The sequence below is a fragment of the Vibrio sp. Vb0349 genome (assembly GCF_033338975.1).
Genome location: NZ_JAWOTS010000008.1, coordinates 1 through 15,121 on the forward strand (window position 1 = coordinate 1; position 15,121 = coordinate 15,121).

Annotated in this window: 13 protein-coding genes and 1 pseudogene; 11 read left to right on the forward strand and 3 right to left on the reverse strand. The window is 40.8% G+C overall.

Annotation, left to right across the window (positions count from 1 at the left end):
* Window positions 1-91: 91 nt before the first annotated feature.
* On the reverse strand, window positions 92-1,021 hold the full coding sequence (locus R7Q47_RS11305) for a LysR family transcriptional regulator (RefSeq protein ID WP_213873957.1): 930 nt from the start codon (window positions 1,019-1,021) through the stop codon (window positions 92-94).
* 128 nt (window positions 1,022-1,149) lie between these two features.
* On the opposite strand from R7Q47_RS11305, the gene R7Q47_RS11310 reads away from it, so the two are divergent.
* From R7Q47_RS11310 to R7Q47_RS11345, 8 genes are all read left to right on the forward strand, one after another.
* Window positions 1,150-2,064: an alpha/beta hydrolase gene (locus tag R7Q47_RS11310; RefSeq protein ID WP_017821078.1), complete on the forward strand. Its 915-nt coding sequence runs from the start codon at window positions 1,150-1,152 to the stop codon at window positions 2,062-2,064.
* 72 nt (window positions 2,065-2,136) lie between these two features.
* Window positions 2,137-3,075 carry an alpha/beta hydrolase gene (locus R7Q47_RS11315; RefSeq protein WP_017635745.1) on the forward strand — a complete coding sequence of 313 codons (939 nt, stop codon included), beginning with the start codon at window positions 2,137-2,139 and terminating at the stop codon, window positions 3,073-3,075.
* A gap of 205 nt (window positions 3,076-3,280) precedes the next feature.
* Entirely contained in the window at window positions 3,281-3,583 is a 303-nt protein-coding gene (locus R7Q47_RS11320; protein ID WP_031781024.1) for a hypothetical protein, read from the forward strand.
* A gap of 330 nt (window positions 3,584-3,913) precedes the next feature.
* Window positions 3,914-5,434: a cyclic diguanylate phosphodiesterase gene (locus tag R7Q47_RS11325; RefSeq protein ID WP_065779140.1), complete on the forward strand. Its 1,521-nt coding sequence runs from the start codon at window positions 3,914-3,916 to the stop codon at window positions 5,432-5,434.
* Between the two features lie 542 nt (window positions 5,435-5,976).
* Window positions 5,977-6,270, forward strand: a complete 294-nt coding sequence (locus R7Q47_RS11330) for a hypothetical protein (RefSeq protein WP_065779141.1) — start codon at window positions 5,977-5,979, stop codon at window positions 6,268-6,270.
* A gap of 474 nt (window positions 6,271-6,744) precedes the next feature.
* Window positions 6,745-7,548: an undecaprenyl-diphosphate phosphatase gene (locus R7Q47_RS11335; protein ID WP_065779142.1), complete on the forward strand. Its 804-nt coding sequence runs from the start codon at window positions 6,745-6,747 to the stop codon at window positions 7,546-7,548.
* 12 nt (window positions 7,549-7,560) lie between these two features.
* A complete protein-coding gene (locus tag R7Q47_RS11340) occupies window positions 7,561-8,529 on the forward strand; it encodes a calcium/sodium antiporter (RefSeq protein ID WP_039428122.1) in 969 nt (322 codons plus the stop codon).
* Window positions 8,530-8,610: 81 nt separating this feature from the next.
* Window positions 8,611-9,432, forward strand: a complete 822-nt coding sequence (locus tag R7Q47_RS11345) for a mechanosensitive ion channel family protein (RefSeq protein ID WP_065779143.1) — start codon at window positions 8,611-8,613, stop codon at window positions 9,430-9,432.
* Window positions 9,433-9,859: 427 nt separating this feature from the next.
* Here the strand turns inward: R7Q47_RS11345 and R7Q47_RS11350 are convergent.
* Window positions 9,860-10,539: pseudogene (locus R7Q47_RS11350) on the reverse strand (IS5 family transposase); the annotation flags it as partial.
* A 485-nt stretch (window positions 10,540-11,024) separates the two neighbouring features.
* Here R7Q47_RS11350 and R7Q47_RS11355 point away from each other — a divergent pair.
* The gene (locus tag R7Q47_RS11355) at window positions 11,025-12,695 is read left to right on the forward strand and encodes a cation:proton antiporter (RefSeq protein WP_237769432.1); all 1,671 of its coding nucleotides are present in this window, start codon (window positions 11,025-11,027) and stop codon (window positions 12,693-12,695) included.
* A 10-nt stretch (window positions 12,696-12,705) separates the two neighbouring features.
* The gene (locus R7Q47_RS11360) at window positions 12,706-13,668 is read left to right on the forward strand and encodes a universal stress protein (RefSeq protein WP_004729347.1); all 963 of its coding nucleotides are present in this window, start codon (window positions 12,706-12,708) and stop codon (window positions 13,666-13,668) included.
* A 129-nt stretch (window positions 13,669-13,797) separates the two neighbouring features.
* On the opposite strand, the gene R7Q47_RS11365 is transcribed toward R7Q47_RS11360, so the two are convergent.
* Complete coding sequence (locus R7Q47_RS11365; protein ID WP_065779146.1) at window positions 13,798-14,283, reverse strand: hypothetical protein; 486 nt, start codon at window positions 14,281-14,283, stop codon at window positions 13,798-13,800.
* Window positions 14,284-14,387: 104 nt separating this feature from the next.
* Between R7Q47_RS11365 and R7Q47_RS11370 the strand changes: the two genes are divergently transcribed.
* Complete coding sequence (locus R7Q47_RS11370) at window positions 14,388-14,984, forward strand: tyrosine-type recombinase/integrase (protein WP_065779147.1); 597 nt, start codon at window positions 14,388-14,390, stop codon at window positions 14,982-14,984.
* Window positions 14,985-15,121 lie beyond the last annotated feature (137 nt).

A 15,121-nucleotide genomic window follows, 5' to 3' on the forward strand; every position in this document is an offset into this window, starting at 1 on the left:
GGCGCTGGACTAAACAAAGGCCCCCTTTTAGGGGGCTCACACAAAGCCACCTTCTTTAGAAGGTGGTAATTTACTTAAAGCAATTTGGCAATTACTCTTTGAGTTTCAGAGCTTCGCGCTTTTTGATTAAAAAATCCATCAAGACGCGGATTTTTTTCGGCATATGCTCTCGTGAAGGTATATATAAATAAAACCCTGGAAACTCTTTGCACCAAGGTGTCAGAACTCGGGTCAATCTTCCCTCATCTATGTGCTTTTCCACCCATAAATCAATATGCTTCACTAAACCCACACCCTGTATTGCAGCTTGTAACATACTATAGTCATCATTAAAAATAGCATTACCTTTAGGCTCGAAAACGAGGGTGCGCTTTGCAACATCTGGAGAGGTTAGCGACCAATGATCAATTGTTCCGCTAGAGGTAAAACGATAAGCAAGGCAATTGTGATCTTCTAAATCCTCAGGAGTTTGAGGTAGTCCATTTTGCCTAAAGTATTCAGGAGAGCCCACTATTGCCGTTGTTAACGGCGGAGTAATAGGGATCGCAACCATATGTTCATCTAAGCTTAATCCTAAGCGAATGCCAGCGTCAACGCCTTCTGCGACGATGTTAGAAAACCCATCATCCATAATTAGCTCTAGGCGTATTTTAGGATAACGAGAGAGGAACTCACCTAGATAGGGCTCAATAAGCAGCCGAGCAGCGGTTCTTGATACACTGATACGGATTAATCCCGAAGGCTCAAGATGAGAGTCGTTCAATTCGTTAACGACCTGCTCAATGTTCACCAATGAAGGTTGCAAAATATCAAGCAGACGTTGGCCTTCTTCCGTCAGCGACATACTTCTGGTGGTTCGATTAATTAACCGAACTTGTAGCTGTTGTTCTAACGCTTTTAGGTGTTGTGATAAGGCAGCACGGGTTACCCCCATTTCTAAGGCTGCTTTAGTGAAACTACGATGGCGAGCAATATGTGCAAACCACGTCAGTGATGAAATTAAAGAAGGTTCTATTCTCATTTGTTAAGTATAACTAAACAGTCATGTAGATAAAACGATATTTATCCGAAACAGTGTGTTGACTAATATTACATCGAAGCTTAGGTCAGCCTGAGATGAACAGTTAACTTCTAATGGAGAATGTCGCTATGTCTAAAGTCACTTTCAAAAATCTCAATGGTCAAGGTATTGAGATTTCAGCGGTTATCAACTTCCCTACAGATTTTGATGCAAGTAAACAATATGCGGCGGTTGTTGTTTCACACCCAGGTGGTGGCGTAAAAGAGCAAACCGCAGGCCTATATGCGAGTAAACTTGCAAAAAGCGGCATAATTGCCATTGCGTTTGACCGTTCGTATCAAGGTGAAAGTACAGGTGAGCCTCGCCAAATGGAAAACCCTTACACGAGTACTGAAGACGTGAGCGCAGTCGTCGACTATCTGACAACGTTAGAGTACGTCGATAACGATAAAATTGGCGCAATGGGGATTTGTGCTGGTGCGGGCTATAGTGCAAATGCAGCGATCAATGATCGTCGAATCAAAGCACTGGGTATGGTTAGTGCCGTAAACATTGGCCAAATGTTCCGTAATGGTTGGGATAATTCGGTTAACGATGCTGACGCTGTTGGTTACTTAGAATTTGGTTCGAATGCTCGCACAACCGACACGAATGGTACAGAATTCGCGACTATTCCTCTAGCTCCGATGCGTGAAGAAGATGCCTCAAATGCAGAGCTACGCGAAGCTTGGGAGTATTACCACACACCACGTTGTGAACATCCAAATGCGCCGGGTTTTGCTCTAACTCGTAACTTAAACCAGATCATTACTTACGATGCGTACCACAAAGCGGAAGCATTCCTAACTCAGCCAATTCTTGCTGTCGTTGGTAGTGACGCAGGCAGCAAATGGATGAGTGATGACCTGATAGAACGTGCAGCGAGTTCAGATAAAACCTTGTATGCCATTGATGGTGCAAACCATATGTCGCTTTATGATGTTGCCGAATACGTCGATGACGCAGTATCCCAACTCGCATCTTTCTTCCAACGCACTCTTTAATATTCCCGATGAAAGGCTCAATTGCTTCGAGCCTTTCTGCTCTCAAGGCTTTTTACTCTTAAGGTATTGATTATGAATATGCAAAAAATCACTTTTAGAAATGCTGATATGTCTTGGGATATGTCTGCATTAATTTTATTCCCAGAAGGCTTCAATGAATCGAAACGCTACCCAACAATGATAAGTGTTCATCCTTTTGGTAGTTGTAAAGAACAAACATCCAGCGCTGTCTATGGTAAAGCCCTTGCTGAGTTAGGTTACGTCGTGATCGCATTTGACGCGAGCTTCCAAGGAGAATCGGGGGGATTGCCTCGCTACGTAGAAGACCCAAGTCAACGTGTTGAAGATATCAGTCGCGTTATCGACTATGCAGTAACTTTACCATATGTCGATGAGAATAGAATTGGTGGACTCGGTATCTGCGGCGGTGGTGGTTACATGATCAATTCAGCCCTAACCGAAAAGCGCTTGAAAGCTGTCGTAGGTATTACGCCTGTTAACTTAGGCCGCTTGTTCCGTGAAGGCTTTAGTATGTACGACCCTATCGCCAATCTTGAGGCTATGGCTGCACAGAGAACAGCCGAAGCTCGCGGCTCGGAGCTGAAAATCGATGAACTTCTTCCTCCAAATATTGAATTTGCAAAAGAAAATGGATTAACAGAACGAGACGTGTTCGAAGCTACTGAATACTACAAAACATCACGTGGACAAACCGAAGGTGGTGCAACTCGTATGCTGTTTTCACATGCACAGAAAACACTGAGCTGGGATGCCTTTGCATTTGCCGAAACGTTATTGACTCAGCCTGTTATGGCCGTGGTAGGGCAAAAAGTCGGGGCGTTTGGTGCTTATCGTGATGGGCAGGAAATTTATGGCCGCTCTGTTCAATCAAAAGACCGACAGCTGGTTAATTTGGAAAATTGGTCTCACTATGAACTGTATGACCATCCAGAAGCAGTCGGCATTGCAATGGACAAGGTTTCTGCATTCCTTGAAACACACTTAAAATAATCTAATAAGTTAGAAGCGTTTTGTAGAGTTGCAAAGCGCTTATTTTTAACAGCGTAAGATGTAGTTCGAAGCGAGTAGGTCGGTAAATCTTCGTGCGAATAACCTCATCTACAGGCTATTGACTAAATACCACTGCCAAATACTGTTTAAGACAATGTACACTGAAACCTAATTAAAGGCGTTAGATAGGAATGAAGTTTAATTTATGCGCAAATCAGATAAGAAGGTCGAGAATCTAATTAGAGAAGTGTTGACCGAAGTTTGTGAAGATACGCTAAAAGGTTACGATGGCTTTCTTTGGGTGACTCATACCGTCAAATTCTCTTCTTTTCCACAAAGTTTAGAAATAGTCTGCGTATTCGAAACGAAGCAAGATCGAGCTAACTTTTTTGAAGGAGAGGGCCGCCAGCATGTTTCCACAACTATTCAAAAGGCCTTTAATAAGGTAGGAGTGCAACTAAAGAACGTCAGTAAGCAAATCAGTTACGATACAAAACAAAAGTGTTAGTGCGGGCAGCAATTGAAGTGAGTTAGGGTTGTTTTAGGCATCCAAAGCTTCATTTTATGAGTTTTGATATAAAGCCTGAAGACTAAGCTTGGGTTTTCTCTGCCAAACTTATCTTTGCCCCGAAGTGTTTTATCCAAAGATAATAACTTTCTTAGATGAGCAAAATATCGACATACTTTTTGTAATAGATTGAACTTTGAAATGAGATCTCTGGTGGTTAATACGTGCTACTGACAGTACTATGTTCTCTATTAGCTTCTATAATTATTTCATGTAGGGTGAGGAAAACAACTTTATGAAAAACAGAGTAAAGTTGTTAGCAAAGGGGATGTGACTCTGAATAATAAAAGGCCGTTTAGAAGGATAAAACTCTTCCATAGCTTCTACTTATTTATCGGTTTGGTACTCTTTACCTATGCCGTTTTATATTATCAATCAGTACAAAACTATAAGTCAGACACCACGTCTCGACTGCTCTTGTCCCTTGAAGTCCTTGATGGGCAATTTGAAACAGCGACAGAGACTGTCGATAATGTGCTAAGTCACATCACAGGGGATTGCTCCACAGATGCTAGAGTATTAGCTAATGCGATAATCGCCGTTCCCAGTATTCAAAGCCTCAATGTTTTAAAAAATGGCACTGTTGTGTGCTCAACTTATGAGCCCAACATTGGGGGCATCCGTCCGTCTAGCTCGTTTATGAATTTCAATATCATCACTTCAAACATTGTAGTACCAGGGAAAACCATCGTCGTTATCAAATCGGGTAATGATGATCTTGCGGTTGCCGCTTCACTTCATGGGTTCATCTTACTTGGTATTGTAAAAATTCTGGAGATGGAAACGCCTTTCCATATTAACACTAGCACTGGTTGGGTTAATGATGACGGCCAATTAATGACAACTGAAAAGCCTGACACCTTGTACATCGAGTCGAGAGCTTTCCCGTATTCCATCAGTACTAGCTACGACTATCAGAAGATGTTTTTCTACTTCTTGAAGTCAGATGTTTGGTCACTATTGATCTTGTTGCTTTTTTCTTCTGCAATCAGTGTGTTCTATTTCTTCTATGATTCAAAAAGAGAAGTTGTACAAGCATTAAGAAAGGGATTGAAAAAAGGGGAATTTGAGCCCTATGCTCAAGGGATTACCGATTCAAATGGGGTGCTCGCAGGTTGTGAAATACTCATGCGTTGGAATTACAAATCATCGTTGATAAGTCCAGATGACTTTATTCCCATTGCCGAAAAATCTGGACTGATTGTGCCAATGAGTACTCAGCTTATGGATAAAACCTATGAGTTTTTCCTCAAGCACTATTATTCAGTATCTCCTGAGTTTCATCTGGCATTCAACATTAGTCCTATTCAACTGACCAAGCCTCATGCACAAGGATTACTTAACTCTGTAGCGAAGTTTCGAAAGTGCTCGAAGCTAAGAACCATCAAGGTTGTGTTGGAGTTGACCGAAAGGCAAATTGTCTCCTACACACCAGAAACGATTGCTACGATTAGGCAGTTGCATGATATGGGAGTTCTTGTCGTTATTGATGATTTTGGCACTGGGTATTCCTCATTTGAGAACATACTGGAGCTAAACATTGGTGGTTTGAAAATCGACAAACGGTTTGTGGACAGGTATCCAGACGATGCTCTTAGTGTCAGTCTGATTGACAATATGATAGATCTAGCAAATCGCTTGAATGTCGATGTAGTGGCAGAAGGAGTGGAAACGAGAAAACAAGCCGAGGCATTGAGACTTAAAGGTGTTCAGTACTTACAGGGTTACCTTTTCCATAAGCCACTGAGCTTAGATCAGTTCGTTGGGACATTAAAAGCTATTCATTTATAATTTCAGCTAGTTTTGGCCGAAAGATTTCTATCCCAAACCGTTTCAGAGCGCGTCGTTTTGGCTATAGAACTAGCTAATTTGCAAAACATGCACATTGCTCATTAAGCAACTACCGAAGAATCCTCAGTAGTTGCAGAATTTGCAACTACTCCTACATGGCTAAATTCAGGACCGCTTTTTGATGAAGTAAGCCGTTACCCAATTGTCCAACAGGCTGTTGGACAAACTCTAGTATCAAATTTTGCAAGAGGGTCTTGTACAATTGCTAAACAAGTTGTTTCGTAAATCACCTCTGCCCCGTTGTGTGCCAGCGTCAATTGAGTCTGTTCCCTGTTGCTCTGCCTCATGACTGAGTTTTGCTAATACGTTTAACATGTCTACATAAGAAGGATACTTCGCTGAGTAACAATAAAAACTCAGTGACCTTGTTAATTGCTCAGTTGCCTATGGGGCAGCTATAATTTTCAGCTACTACTTAGTTGTTATTTGGTACTGGCTAACATCCAAGTAATGATTAATCTTATCAGCGACAGGAGTTCACAATGAAAGTTTATGGACAAAAAACGATAGAGGTCGTTGTTGATCGATATTGTGATATCTGTGGTGCTAGCGTGATGGTCGATTCAAATGGTGTTCAGTTAGAAGAAGTTGGTGAACTGACTGCTAACTGGGGATTTGGGTCAAAAATGGACGGTATTAATCACCACCTTGATATGTGTGAAAGTTGTTTTCAAGTTGCATTATCTGCTCTAAAGGAGCATCGCCGAAGCATTGTAATGTTCGATGATGAGCAAGACCTTCCAGATGAAAAATTTGGTCAACAACCTGTTGGCTAAAATCAGACTCGCTTGTTAGTGAAACAAGCCGTTTCCCAATTGTGCAACAGCCTGTTGCACAAATCAGTCAAAATCAAAAATGCCCCATTCCTTCTTTGCAGCAAAGCGCATTACTGTCAACTGTACTATGTGTAGCCCTCACAAAACTTATCTCTGATGAATTGTGAAACTGTGTATTGTTAGTTAGAGCAAAAACTCGTACACATACTATCAGCCCAAACTTTTTCTTATTTCAACTTATTCATTTAACATTTGATATAAATTGTATTTATTAGTTACAATTCCGCTCGTTTAAGGGAGTAGCCTTCCACCACCGATTAGTAGTGGAGTGAATATCAACAGTCTCCAAGCCTCACGCTTGTGGTATTCACGTTCGACATGTTCTGGCAAGACTTAAGCTAAATCGCGATACGGGTAGGATCGCGATTTAGCTTTTGTTTTTTGCCTGCCCGAAATGACAAAAGGAAACCTGCTGTGGATGCATGGTACGCTTTGTTTTTAGGGATTGTGCAAGGGATCACCGAGTTTCTCCCCATTTCTAGCTCTGCTCATTTGATCTTAATGCCTACCTTCCTTGGTGTAGTCGAGCAGGGAGTTAGCTTTGATCTCGCCACTCATATCGGTACGCTGCTCGCCGTACTCGTCTATTTTCGACGAGATATTGTTCTATTGAGCACTGAATGGGGGAAGTCGATCATTCATCGTCAATATTTCTCTGCCCACAGTCGCTTAGGTTGGGCGATTTTGTGGGGAACCTTTCCTGCGGCATTAGCTGGGTTATTTCTTCTTGACTTAATCGATGACCAGCTTCGCTCTGTTATAGTTATTCTGTTTACAACCGTTGGTTATGGCGTGATGCTGGGCTTAGCCGATATCTTTGGTCGAAAAGTTAGAGAGTTAGAATCTTTCGGTTGGAGAGATGTACTGATTGTCGGGTGTGCGCAAGCATTAGCCTTAATCCCTGGCACCTCTCGTTCAGGTGTAACCATCACCGCAGCATTGATACTAGGATTTAATCGACAAGCAGCCTCTCGCCTGTCCTTTTTGCTTGCCATACCGATTACTGCTCTCGCGGCAGCAGCTAAAATCGCTGAAGTAGCGATGGATAGTTCGGTAACCGTAGATTGGCTGGCACTTTTAATGGGTAGCGTTACATCTTTTCTCACCGCAATACTTGCGATCCACTACTTCCTCAAATTCCTGAATCAATTTGGGATGATGCCTTATGTCATCTACCGATTAATTTTGGCCGTTATTCTATACTTTTACGTTATTTAATAGGGATTAAACATGCTATTAGCTTCACTCGCGATTATCGCTGGCTTTGCACTGCTTGTCTGGAGTGCAGATAAATTTGTTGAAGGAGCAGCCGCTAGTGCCAACTACGCAGGAATGCCACCTTTATTGATTGGTATGCTGGTCGTCGGATTCGGTACATCGGCACCTGAAATGGTGGTTTCGGCTATGGCGGCTATGGATGGCAATCCTGCTCTGGCGCTTGGAAATGCCGTCGGTTCGAACATTGTCAACATTACCTTAATACTCGGTGTAACCGCGATCATTGCACCGATTGCTGTGCATTCAAGCATCATCCGTAAAGAACTTCCCATTCTTTTGGTCGTCACGCTTGTCATTGGCGCAATGCTGTGGAATCACCATATCAGCACATTAGAAGCCTGGGCGTTGATTGGTGGATTCATGCTTTTGATTGGTTGGTCAATCTGGAGCGCCTTACGCTCAAAGGGAGACCACTTAGAACAAGAGATGGACGACGAACTGTCTAGCCAAAGTATGTCACTGAAGTCATCCATTTTCTGGCTGATTACAGGGTTAGTGTTACTGATTATCAGCTCGCGTATTTTGGTGTGGGGAGCGGTGGAAATCGCACAACAACTCGGTGTCAGCGATTTATTGATTGGCCTAACTATTGTTGCCTTAGGAACGTCCTTACCCGAATTAGCAGCATCCATCGTGGCAGCTCGTAAAGGCGAGCATGATATAGCTGTGGGTAATGTGGTCGGCTCAAATATGTTTAACTCCTTAGCCGTCATCGGTATTGCTGGTACCATTGAACCTATTGCCAATATTGGTGCTGAAGTCTTCTGGCGTGACTGGACATCGATGCTTTTTGTCACGGGATTACTGCTGTTGACCGCCGCTCGTTTTGGCAAATCACAGACGATTTCTCGCAGTGAAGGCGCTGTTCTGTTGTTGTGTTATTTGGGGTACAATGGTTATCTCATCTATGGAGCGCTGTAATAGACAAATACTGAACGGTGAACTTATTGATTCACGTAGTAACCATTATCAATCCATACAAAAAGAGATAGAGGAGTAACCATGGAACATATCACGGGTTTTTACGATACGCATCAGGCGCTTATTATGCAGATCTTGCAAAATGCACTCTTGACGATTTTTATTTTTATCTTGGCTTCTGTGATATCTAAGCTCGTCAATCACGGGGTATTTAAAGCGACAGAGAAAGTTAGCGGTGGGGATGAAATTATCGCTCGCTTGCTTTCTCAAGTGGCTTCTTATGCGGTTTATTTAGTCGCGTTGGTCATCGTTTTAGACCTCTTTGGTGTGAATACCGCCAGCTTGGTTGCCTTAGTCGGTGCTGCGGGTTTAGCTATTGGCCTTGCTCTGAAAGACACACTGAGCAACATTGCCGCAGGTATCATGATTTTATTTCTGAAACCGATCAAAAAAGGCGAGTTCGTTGAATTCGGAAGCTACTCTGGTAGCGTGGTCGATATTGGCCTATTCACTTCTGTGTTCAAGACGGCGGATGGCCTCTACATTTCCAGCCCGAACAGTGCCGTTTGGAATTCAACTATCCGTAATTTTAGTCGAAACAGCAAACGTCGTATGGATATCACGGTTGGCATCTCTTACCAAGATTCAGTCGAGGTCGGATTGAATGTGCTTAAAGAACTGGCATTATCTCAGCCACACATTCTTAAAGATCCTGAGCCTAAAGTGATTGTCCACATGCTGGCTGACAGTTCAGTGAACCTCCAACTTCGCGCCTGGTGTCCAACGGATAAATACTGGGAGACTTATTGGTCTGTTCAGAAGGAGGTCAAACCAAGAATTGAAGCCGCTGGTTTAACCATTCCCTTTCCACAGAGAGAGATTCACGTTATAGCGAACAGCTAAAACAATGGCTATTCGTAAATACCTTGGTTTGACCGATTGAGAATTTCTAGTCTAGATCGGTTGAACCAACATAAAACATCGCTGATCAGAGAGTATGTTTAACCAAAGCTTTTGTATCAATTATGGTTAACTAAAAAGTGATACAGCCAATAAGCAAATATTCCTGTTGCTATTACTAGCAAAATGCAAGCAAATTCCAGCCCCCAAACGCGCCACTTCATTTCTTTCATGCAATCCTCGTTCACAATATCAAGCCATGTATTATAGTTAAAACGCATGACTAAGCTGACTGGAATAATAAGACTCCACAAGTAAACTTCACTACTCATACAGTCAGACTTAAAAAGGTTCATAGAATGGTGTGATGTTTCTCTTGAAGACTACATATTAATGTCGGTGGTTTTAACCTGAACGAAAAATCTTCATGATGCCCTTGCTCCCAGAAGGCTGCTCCTTCCCTTGGCGGGATGAGCGCAACCGCTCGCTTGACCCGTATTGCATCATGGCAATGTCTTGTGTCATAAGCACCATCACCTGATATCTCAATGATTTTACGAGGTGTCTGCTTAAGTAGGTTGGGAAGAACTTCGGCATCGGTGACGTTAGATAAACTCAGCTCTGCTGAGGCTATTTCGTGGGTGTTGGTATCTACTGCTAAATGTAGATTACGCCAGACTCTGCGCTTCCCATCAGTACCATGCTTTTTGACCTTCCATTCGCCTTCGCCATAAACCTTGAAGCCAGTAGCATCAATGGCTAGATGTTATATTGCTCCTCTGTTTTTGGTTTTAAATGAAACCTCAACTTCCTTAGCTCGGTGGCTTATACAGGTGTAGTGTGGGCAAACAAGCGGGATGTTAGCCAGCTTAAATACTGAGTCTAGAAAACCTTGCAGCGATCTCAATGGTATAGAGAAAACGCGCTTCACCATCAGTGCGGTAGTAATGGCTAAGTCGCTGAATCGGCGAGGTCTACAACGATTGCCTTGTTTGTTTTGCTTCCACTCGGCTATCGCTTCCTCATCAATCCAAAAAGTCAGAGAACCACGGTTAATTAAGGCTTTATGTACTGCTTCCAGTTTGTTGTTTTATAACGAGGTTTAGGCATGAGGCTACGACGATTGGTGGGTGTAGCCAAGATCGTCGCTTCTTGATTTAGTTCCATCGATTTAAGCAACAAAGCCCATATATGCTTAAGTTGTAGACGTAGGATCAATACTGATTAATCTGCACCAGAAGATTTGGACTAAGAGTTAAGATACTTTTCCATACTTTAAATTATACATGAAATGCTAATATTCTAATTTCCGAAACTCACTTTTGTCCATCTTCGTTTCAGCCTATTCGGGCTGAAACATTTCTGTCCAGAACTGTTTCATTCGGCACTTTCTAGCACCAAAGTGCCCCAAATCTTTCTAGTTACATAGTCTTTTCAACTGTTGGTAAACTGGTTTTAGCCAAAGCGTCCATCACACAAAACCCATACCTTGAGTACATTTTTGGTTACAACTGTCACACCTAGAAAACGTGAATTGTGCTACTCTAGGCTTAACTTTGAATTGTTAAATAAAAAGGAGTAAGTCTTTGAATGAGATGCTATCATACTCTTCATTTATTGAAGTGGCTTTTTTATTAATTTTAGCTTCGGGCATAGGCTTCTTAGGGTTGCTTTTTAAACAGCCTTTAATTGTGAGCTTTATTGTCGTTGGTTTAATAGCTGGACCATCAGCACTAGATATAGTTCACTCTAAAGAAAAAATTGATTTTTTATCTGAGTTAGGAATCGCAACATTATTATTTCTCGTTGGGATTAAGTTGGATATAAAACTGATTCGCTCCATCGGTTTAGTATCCATATTTACTGGATTAGGTCAAGTTATATTCACATCTTTGGGGGGGTATCTTCTCGGTCTCGCATTAGGTTTTGATAGCATTTCTAGCCTATATATTGCTGTAGCGTTAACTTTTTCATCGACGATTATAATAGTAAAATTATTATCTGATAAAAAAGAAATAGATGCTTTACATGGCCAAATAGCATTAGGTTTCCTCATTGTACAAGATATAGTTGTTGTTCTTTCAATGGTCATTTTAGCTACGATAGGTATTGGTAGTGAGAATGGAGAAGAATCGAAATCTATAGCTCAAGTTATTCTAGCATGTATTGGATTAGTTCTTTTTGTTGCTATTTTTGTACGTTTCATTGCCACACCTTTAACTCAAAAACTTGCAAACGCCCCTGAGTTATTACTAATATTCTCAATTGCATTTGCAGCTTTATTTGCAAGCACTGGTGAATTAATAGGTTTAGGAAAAGAAGTGGGGGGATTACTTGCTGGCATTGCTTTAGCTTCTACTCCTTATCGAGAGAGCATAGCAGCAAGACTAGCTCCTTTAAGGGATTTTTTATTGTTGTTTTTCTTTATTGCTCTGGGATCAACATTAGATTTATCTCAGTTAGGAAGTAATGTATATGAGTCGATAATTTTATCTCTATTTGTACTAATTGGTAATCCATTTATTGTCATTATCATAATGGGATTAATGGGCTATAAAAAGAGAACAGGTTTTTTAGCTGGGCTTACTGTTGCTCAAATTAGTGAGTTTTCACTAATTTTTATAGCAATGGGGATCACTTTAGGTCATGTGAAAAATGAAATCTTGGGTGTTGTTACCTTGGTTGGTATCATTACCATTGCACTTTCCACATATATGATAACCTATTCTCATAGTTTATATAAAATATTTGAACCATACTTATATATATTTGAGAAAAAGGAACCTAAGCGAGAGAATCTGTCAGAAAAGCATAATCAGTTAAAATACGATGTTATTATTCTAGGTCTAGGCCGTTTTGGAACAGCTTTATCCAGACAGTTGAGGAATAAAGGAATATCTGTTTTAGGTGTTGATTTTAATCCTAGTGTAGTAAAAAAATTGAATAGTGAAGGGTTGGATTGTCTCTATGGAGATGCAGCTGATGCCGAGTTTTTGGCAGAGTTACCTTTGCAAGGCTTGAAGTGGGTTATTTCAACCATACCTAATCATCATACTGGCTTGTCTTATGAAGATTCTCGTAAAACAATAGTTCAGTTGTTAAGGGCATGCTCTTATCATGGTAGTGTATCCATTGTTTCCCACAATAGTGCTGATACTCTACTACTTGAGAAACTAGGCGTCCATTTAGTGTTAGAGCCTTTTAAAGATGCTGCACAGCAGGCTTCAATCAAGATAGAGAAATCAATCAAAAATAATGGGTGTTGAGGTGAAAGTTATGAAAAGGTTCAACAATATACTGTCTGTTATTAATGATAAGAACCCTAATAAAGAATTGATATTAAAATCTATTGAGATTGCTAAATCAAATCAAGCTAAGCTGACGTTTATTAGTATAGTGCCTATCATATCTGCTGGAATTGGAATGCCTCCAGGTGGTCCAATATCTAAAGATCTACAGCAACATATACTTAGTGATAGTTTAAGTGCTCTCCATAAAACTCTATCTGCTTATGATGGTTGTTATAACTTTGAAGTTATAGTTTTAGCAGGTGACCATTGTAATGAAATTATAAAAAGAGTGATTACTGAAAAACATGACCTATTAATCTCATTACCTTTTAAAAAAAATATTTTAGATCATATATTTACGAGCAAGGATATGCATTTATTTCGAAAGTGTCCTTGCCCAATTATGTTTGTGAACGATGTAGAAAAACTTACGTTTAAAAGAATTATCGCTGCTGTTGATTTCGATAGATTTAAAGATACACATAATGATATTTTGAGCGACGAGATCACTTCTCTTGCCAGTCAGATAGCGTTAATGAACTTTGCTCATCTTCATATAGTTAATATCTATAATCCTCGCTATTTTCGTATTGCAAGTAACTGGGCCGATCAGCCTGAAAAACTTGAAAGAGAAATGAAAGATTATGAATATAAATATGCTAAACAACGAATGGAAGAATTGATGGAACGATTGAAAACCAATATCGGCGAAGAAATGTACAATCAGATTTCAATACAGACCCATTTAATTTTTGGTAGCGCTGAAGAGCAACTTCCATTATTCGCTACAAAAAATCATTGTGATCTATTAGTCATGGGAACTGTGGCTAGGACTGGCATTTCGGGCTTGTTAATTGGTAATACAGCAGAAGACATACTGAGTCAGTTAAAATGCTCAGTTCTAGCAATTAAGCCCAAAGGATTTGTCAGCCCGATTACTATTAATTAAATGGGTTTAGACTCTATTATACCTATAAGGATTGATGATATCAGTAATAATCATGTAAGCATCAACCCCATCCTGCATTATTATTTATTTCAGGAGTGACTTAGTACAAATTCGTTGTATAAATACGCCTTATTTTGACTTAGCTGGTAGACCATCATCTAACGTAGAAACTAACTTATTGAGATCGACGCCATCCATTTTCTGAAGGTTGTATTGCCATCTCGCAAATCTTTCAAGCAACATATCATTTTGAGAGTTAAGCCTTTTATTTTCTGAATTAAGCCTTTCATTCTCTTTTTCAAGCTTTTCTACTTGCTTGATTAATTCTGCAATCGCTACGTCATCATTCCCTAGATTAGAGATAAGATCACTTAATTTGTCAGTACTTTCGAACAAACACTTGGCATCTTGGATAGCTTCTGATTTCTTTTGCCTTAGCTGCTCTTTCTTCAAATCAAAAGCATGCTTAATTTCATCATACTTGGTGAATGTGAAACGTGATGGCGGCTTTTTTAGGCCAAGTTCTAACTGTAATTTCTCAGCTAAAAGCTCATAACTAAGTTTGCCAGCCAACTGGCTTGGTTTGATTGAAGCGCGAAAATGATTTTTGTCCATTGTCGTTCCTGCACGCCCTGACCGACAGCGATCGACACTGCTGCAACAGTTGTAGTCTATGACCAGACTTTATGTTGACCAATAACACCTAAGAGGAGGTCAACATGAGAAAGTTATCTTCAGGAAAATGTAGCGGGATAAAAAGACCATTCAAGTTGGAAGAGATTTGGCGAATCAGAACCAGGCTAGAGCTTGAAAACGACCTAATGCAGCTTGCACTATTGAACCTAGCCATTGATAGCAAGTTGAGGGCGAGTGATCTACTAAAGCTGCACGTATATGATGTTTCTTCGCAAGGCGTGATATATGAGAGGGTTCAATGCATCCAGCAAAAAACAGGTACCGATGTACACTATGAGATTACTCCGAGAACGCAACAGAGTATTAGTCGGTGGGTTTACTCAGCACATCTAGAGGCAAGTAGTTTTCTATTTCCAAGCTGTCGCCGTAAAGGCCAAGCCATCAGCTATTCGTTTTATCGTACGATTATCAGGAACTGGGCTGTAAAGCTTGGTTTGAATGCAGCCTATTATGGTACGCATTCTATGCGTCGTACTAAAGCTACTCTGATCTATGCCAGAACGAAAAACATAAGGGCGGTACAGATCTTACTTGGTCATTCGAAGCTAGATAACACTATTAGATATCTTGGCGTTGAACTAGAAGACGCTCTGAGACTCTCAGAGCAAACGGATTGCTAGAAGAACTGATACGGGCTTTTCATACCTCTGGAAAGCCTGTGCCCCAAAGTCGTTTAAAGTGAGCACTCTATACGACTGAGGCAGTATGTGTTTGCCCTACTAAAAGTTATCCATTGCCCTAATCCTGTTAGCTGAAT

What these genes read in the sequence shown, in the direction of transcription:
- R7Q47_RS11305 (WP_213873957.1), bottom strand. Translation starts at nt 1,021, where the DNA reads ATGAGAATAGAACCTTCTTTAATTTCATCACTGACGTGGTTTGCACAT.
- R7Q47_RS11310 (WP_017821078.1), top strand. Translation starts at nt 1,150, where the DNA reads ATGTCTAAAGTCACTTTCAAAAATCTCAATGGTCAAGGTATTGAGATT.
- R7Q47_RS11315 (WP_017635745.1), top strand. Translation starts at nt 2,137, where the DNA reads ATGAATATGCAAAAAATCACTTTTAGAAATGCTGATATGTCTTGGGAT.
- R7Q47_RS11320 (WP_031781024.1), top strand. Translation starts at nt 3,281, where the DNA reads ATGCGCAAATCAGATAAGAAGGTCGAGAATCTAATTAGAGAAGTGTTG.
- R7Q47_RS11330 (WP_065779141.1), top strand. Translation starts at nt 5,977, where the DNA reads ATGAAAGTTTATGGACAAAAAACGATAGAGGTCGTTGTTGATCGATAT.
- R7Q47_RS11340 (WP_039428122.1), top strand. Translation starts at nt 7,561, where the DNA reads ATGCTATTAGCTTCACTCGCGATTATCGCTGGCTTTGCACTGCTTGTC.
- R7Q47_RS11345 (WP_065779143.1), top strand. Translation starts at nt 8,611, where the DNA reads ATGGAACATATCACGGGTTTTTACGATACGCATCAGGCGCTTATTATG.
- R7Q47_RS11355 (WP_237769432.1), top strand. Translation starts at nt 11,025, where the DNA reads ATGCTATCATACTCTTCATTTATTGAAGTGGCTTTTTTATTAATTTTA.
- R7Q47_RS11360 (WP_004729347.1), top strand. Translation starts at nt 12,706, where the DNA reads ATGAAAAGGTTCAACAATATACTGTCTGTTATTAATGATAAGAACCCT.
- R7Q47_RS11365 (WP_065779146.1), bottom strand. Translation starts at nt 14,283, where the DNA reads ATGGACAAAAATCATTTTCGCGCTTCAATCAAACCAAGCCAGTTGGCT.
- R7Q47_RS11370 (WP_065779147.1), top strand. Translation starts at nt 14,388, where the DNA reads ATGAGAAAGTTATCTTCAGGAAAATGTAGCGGGATAAAAAGACCATTC.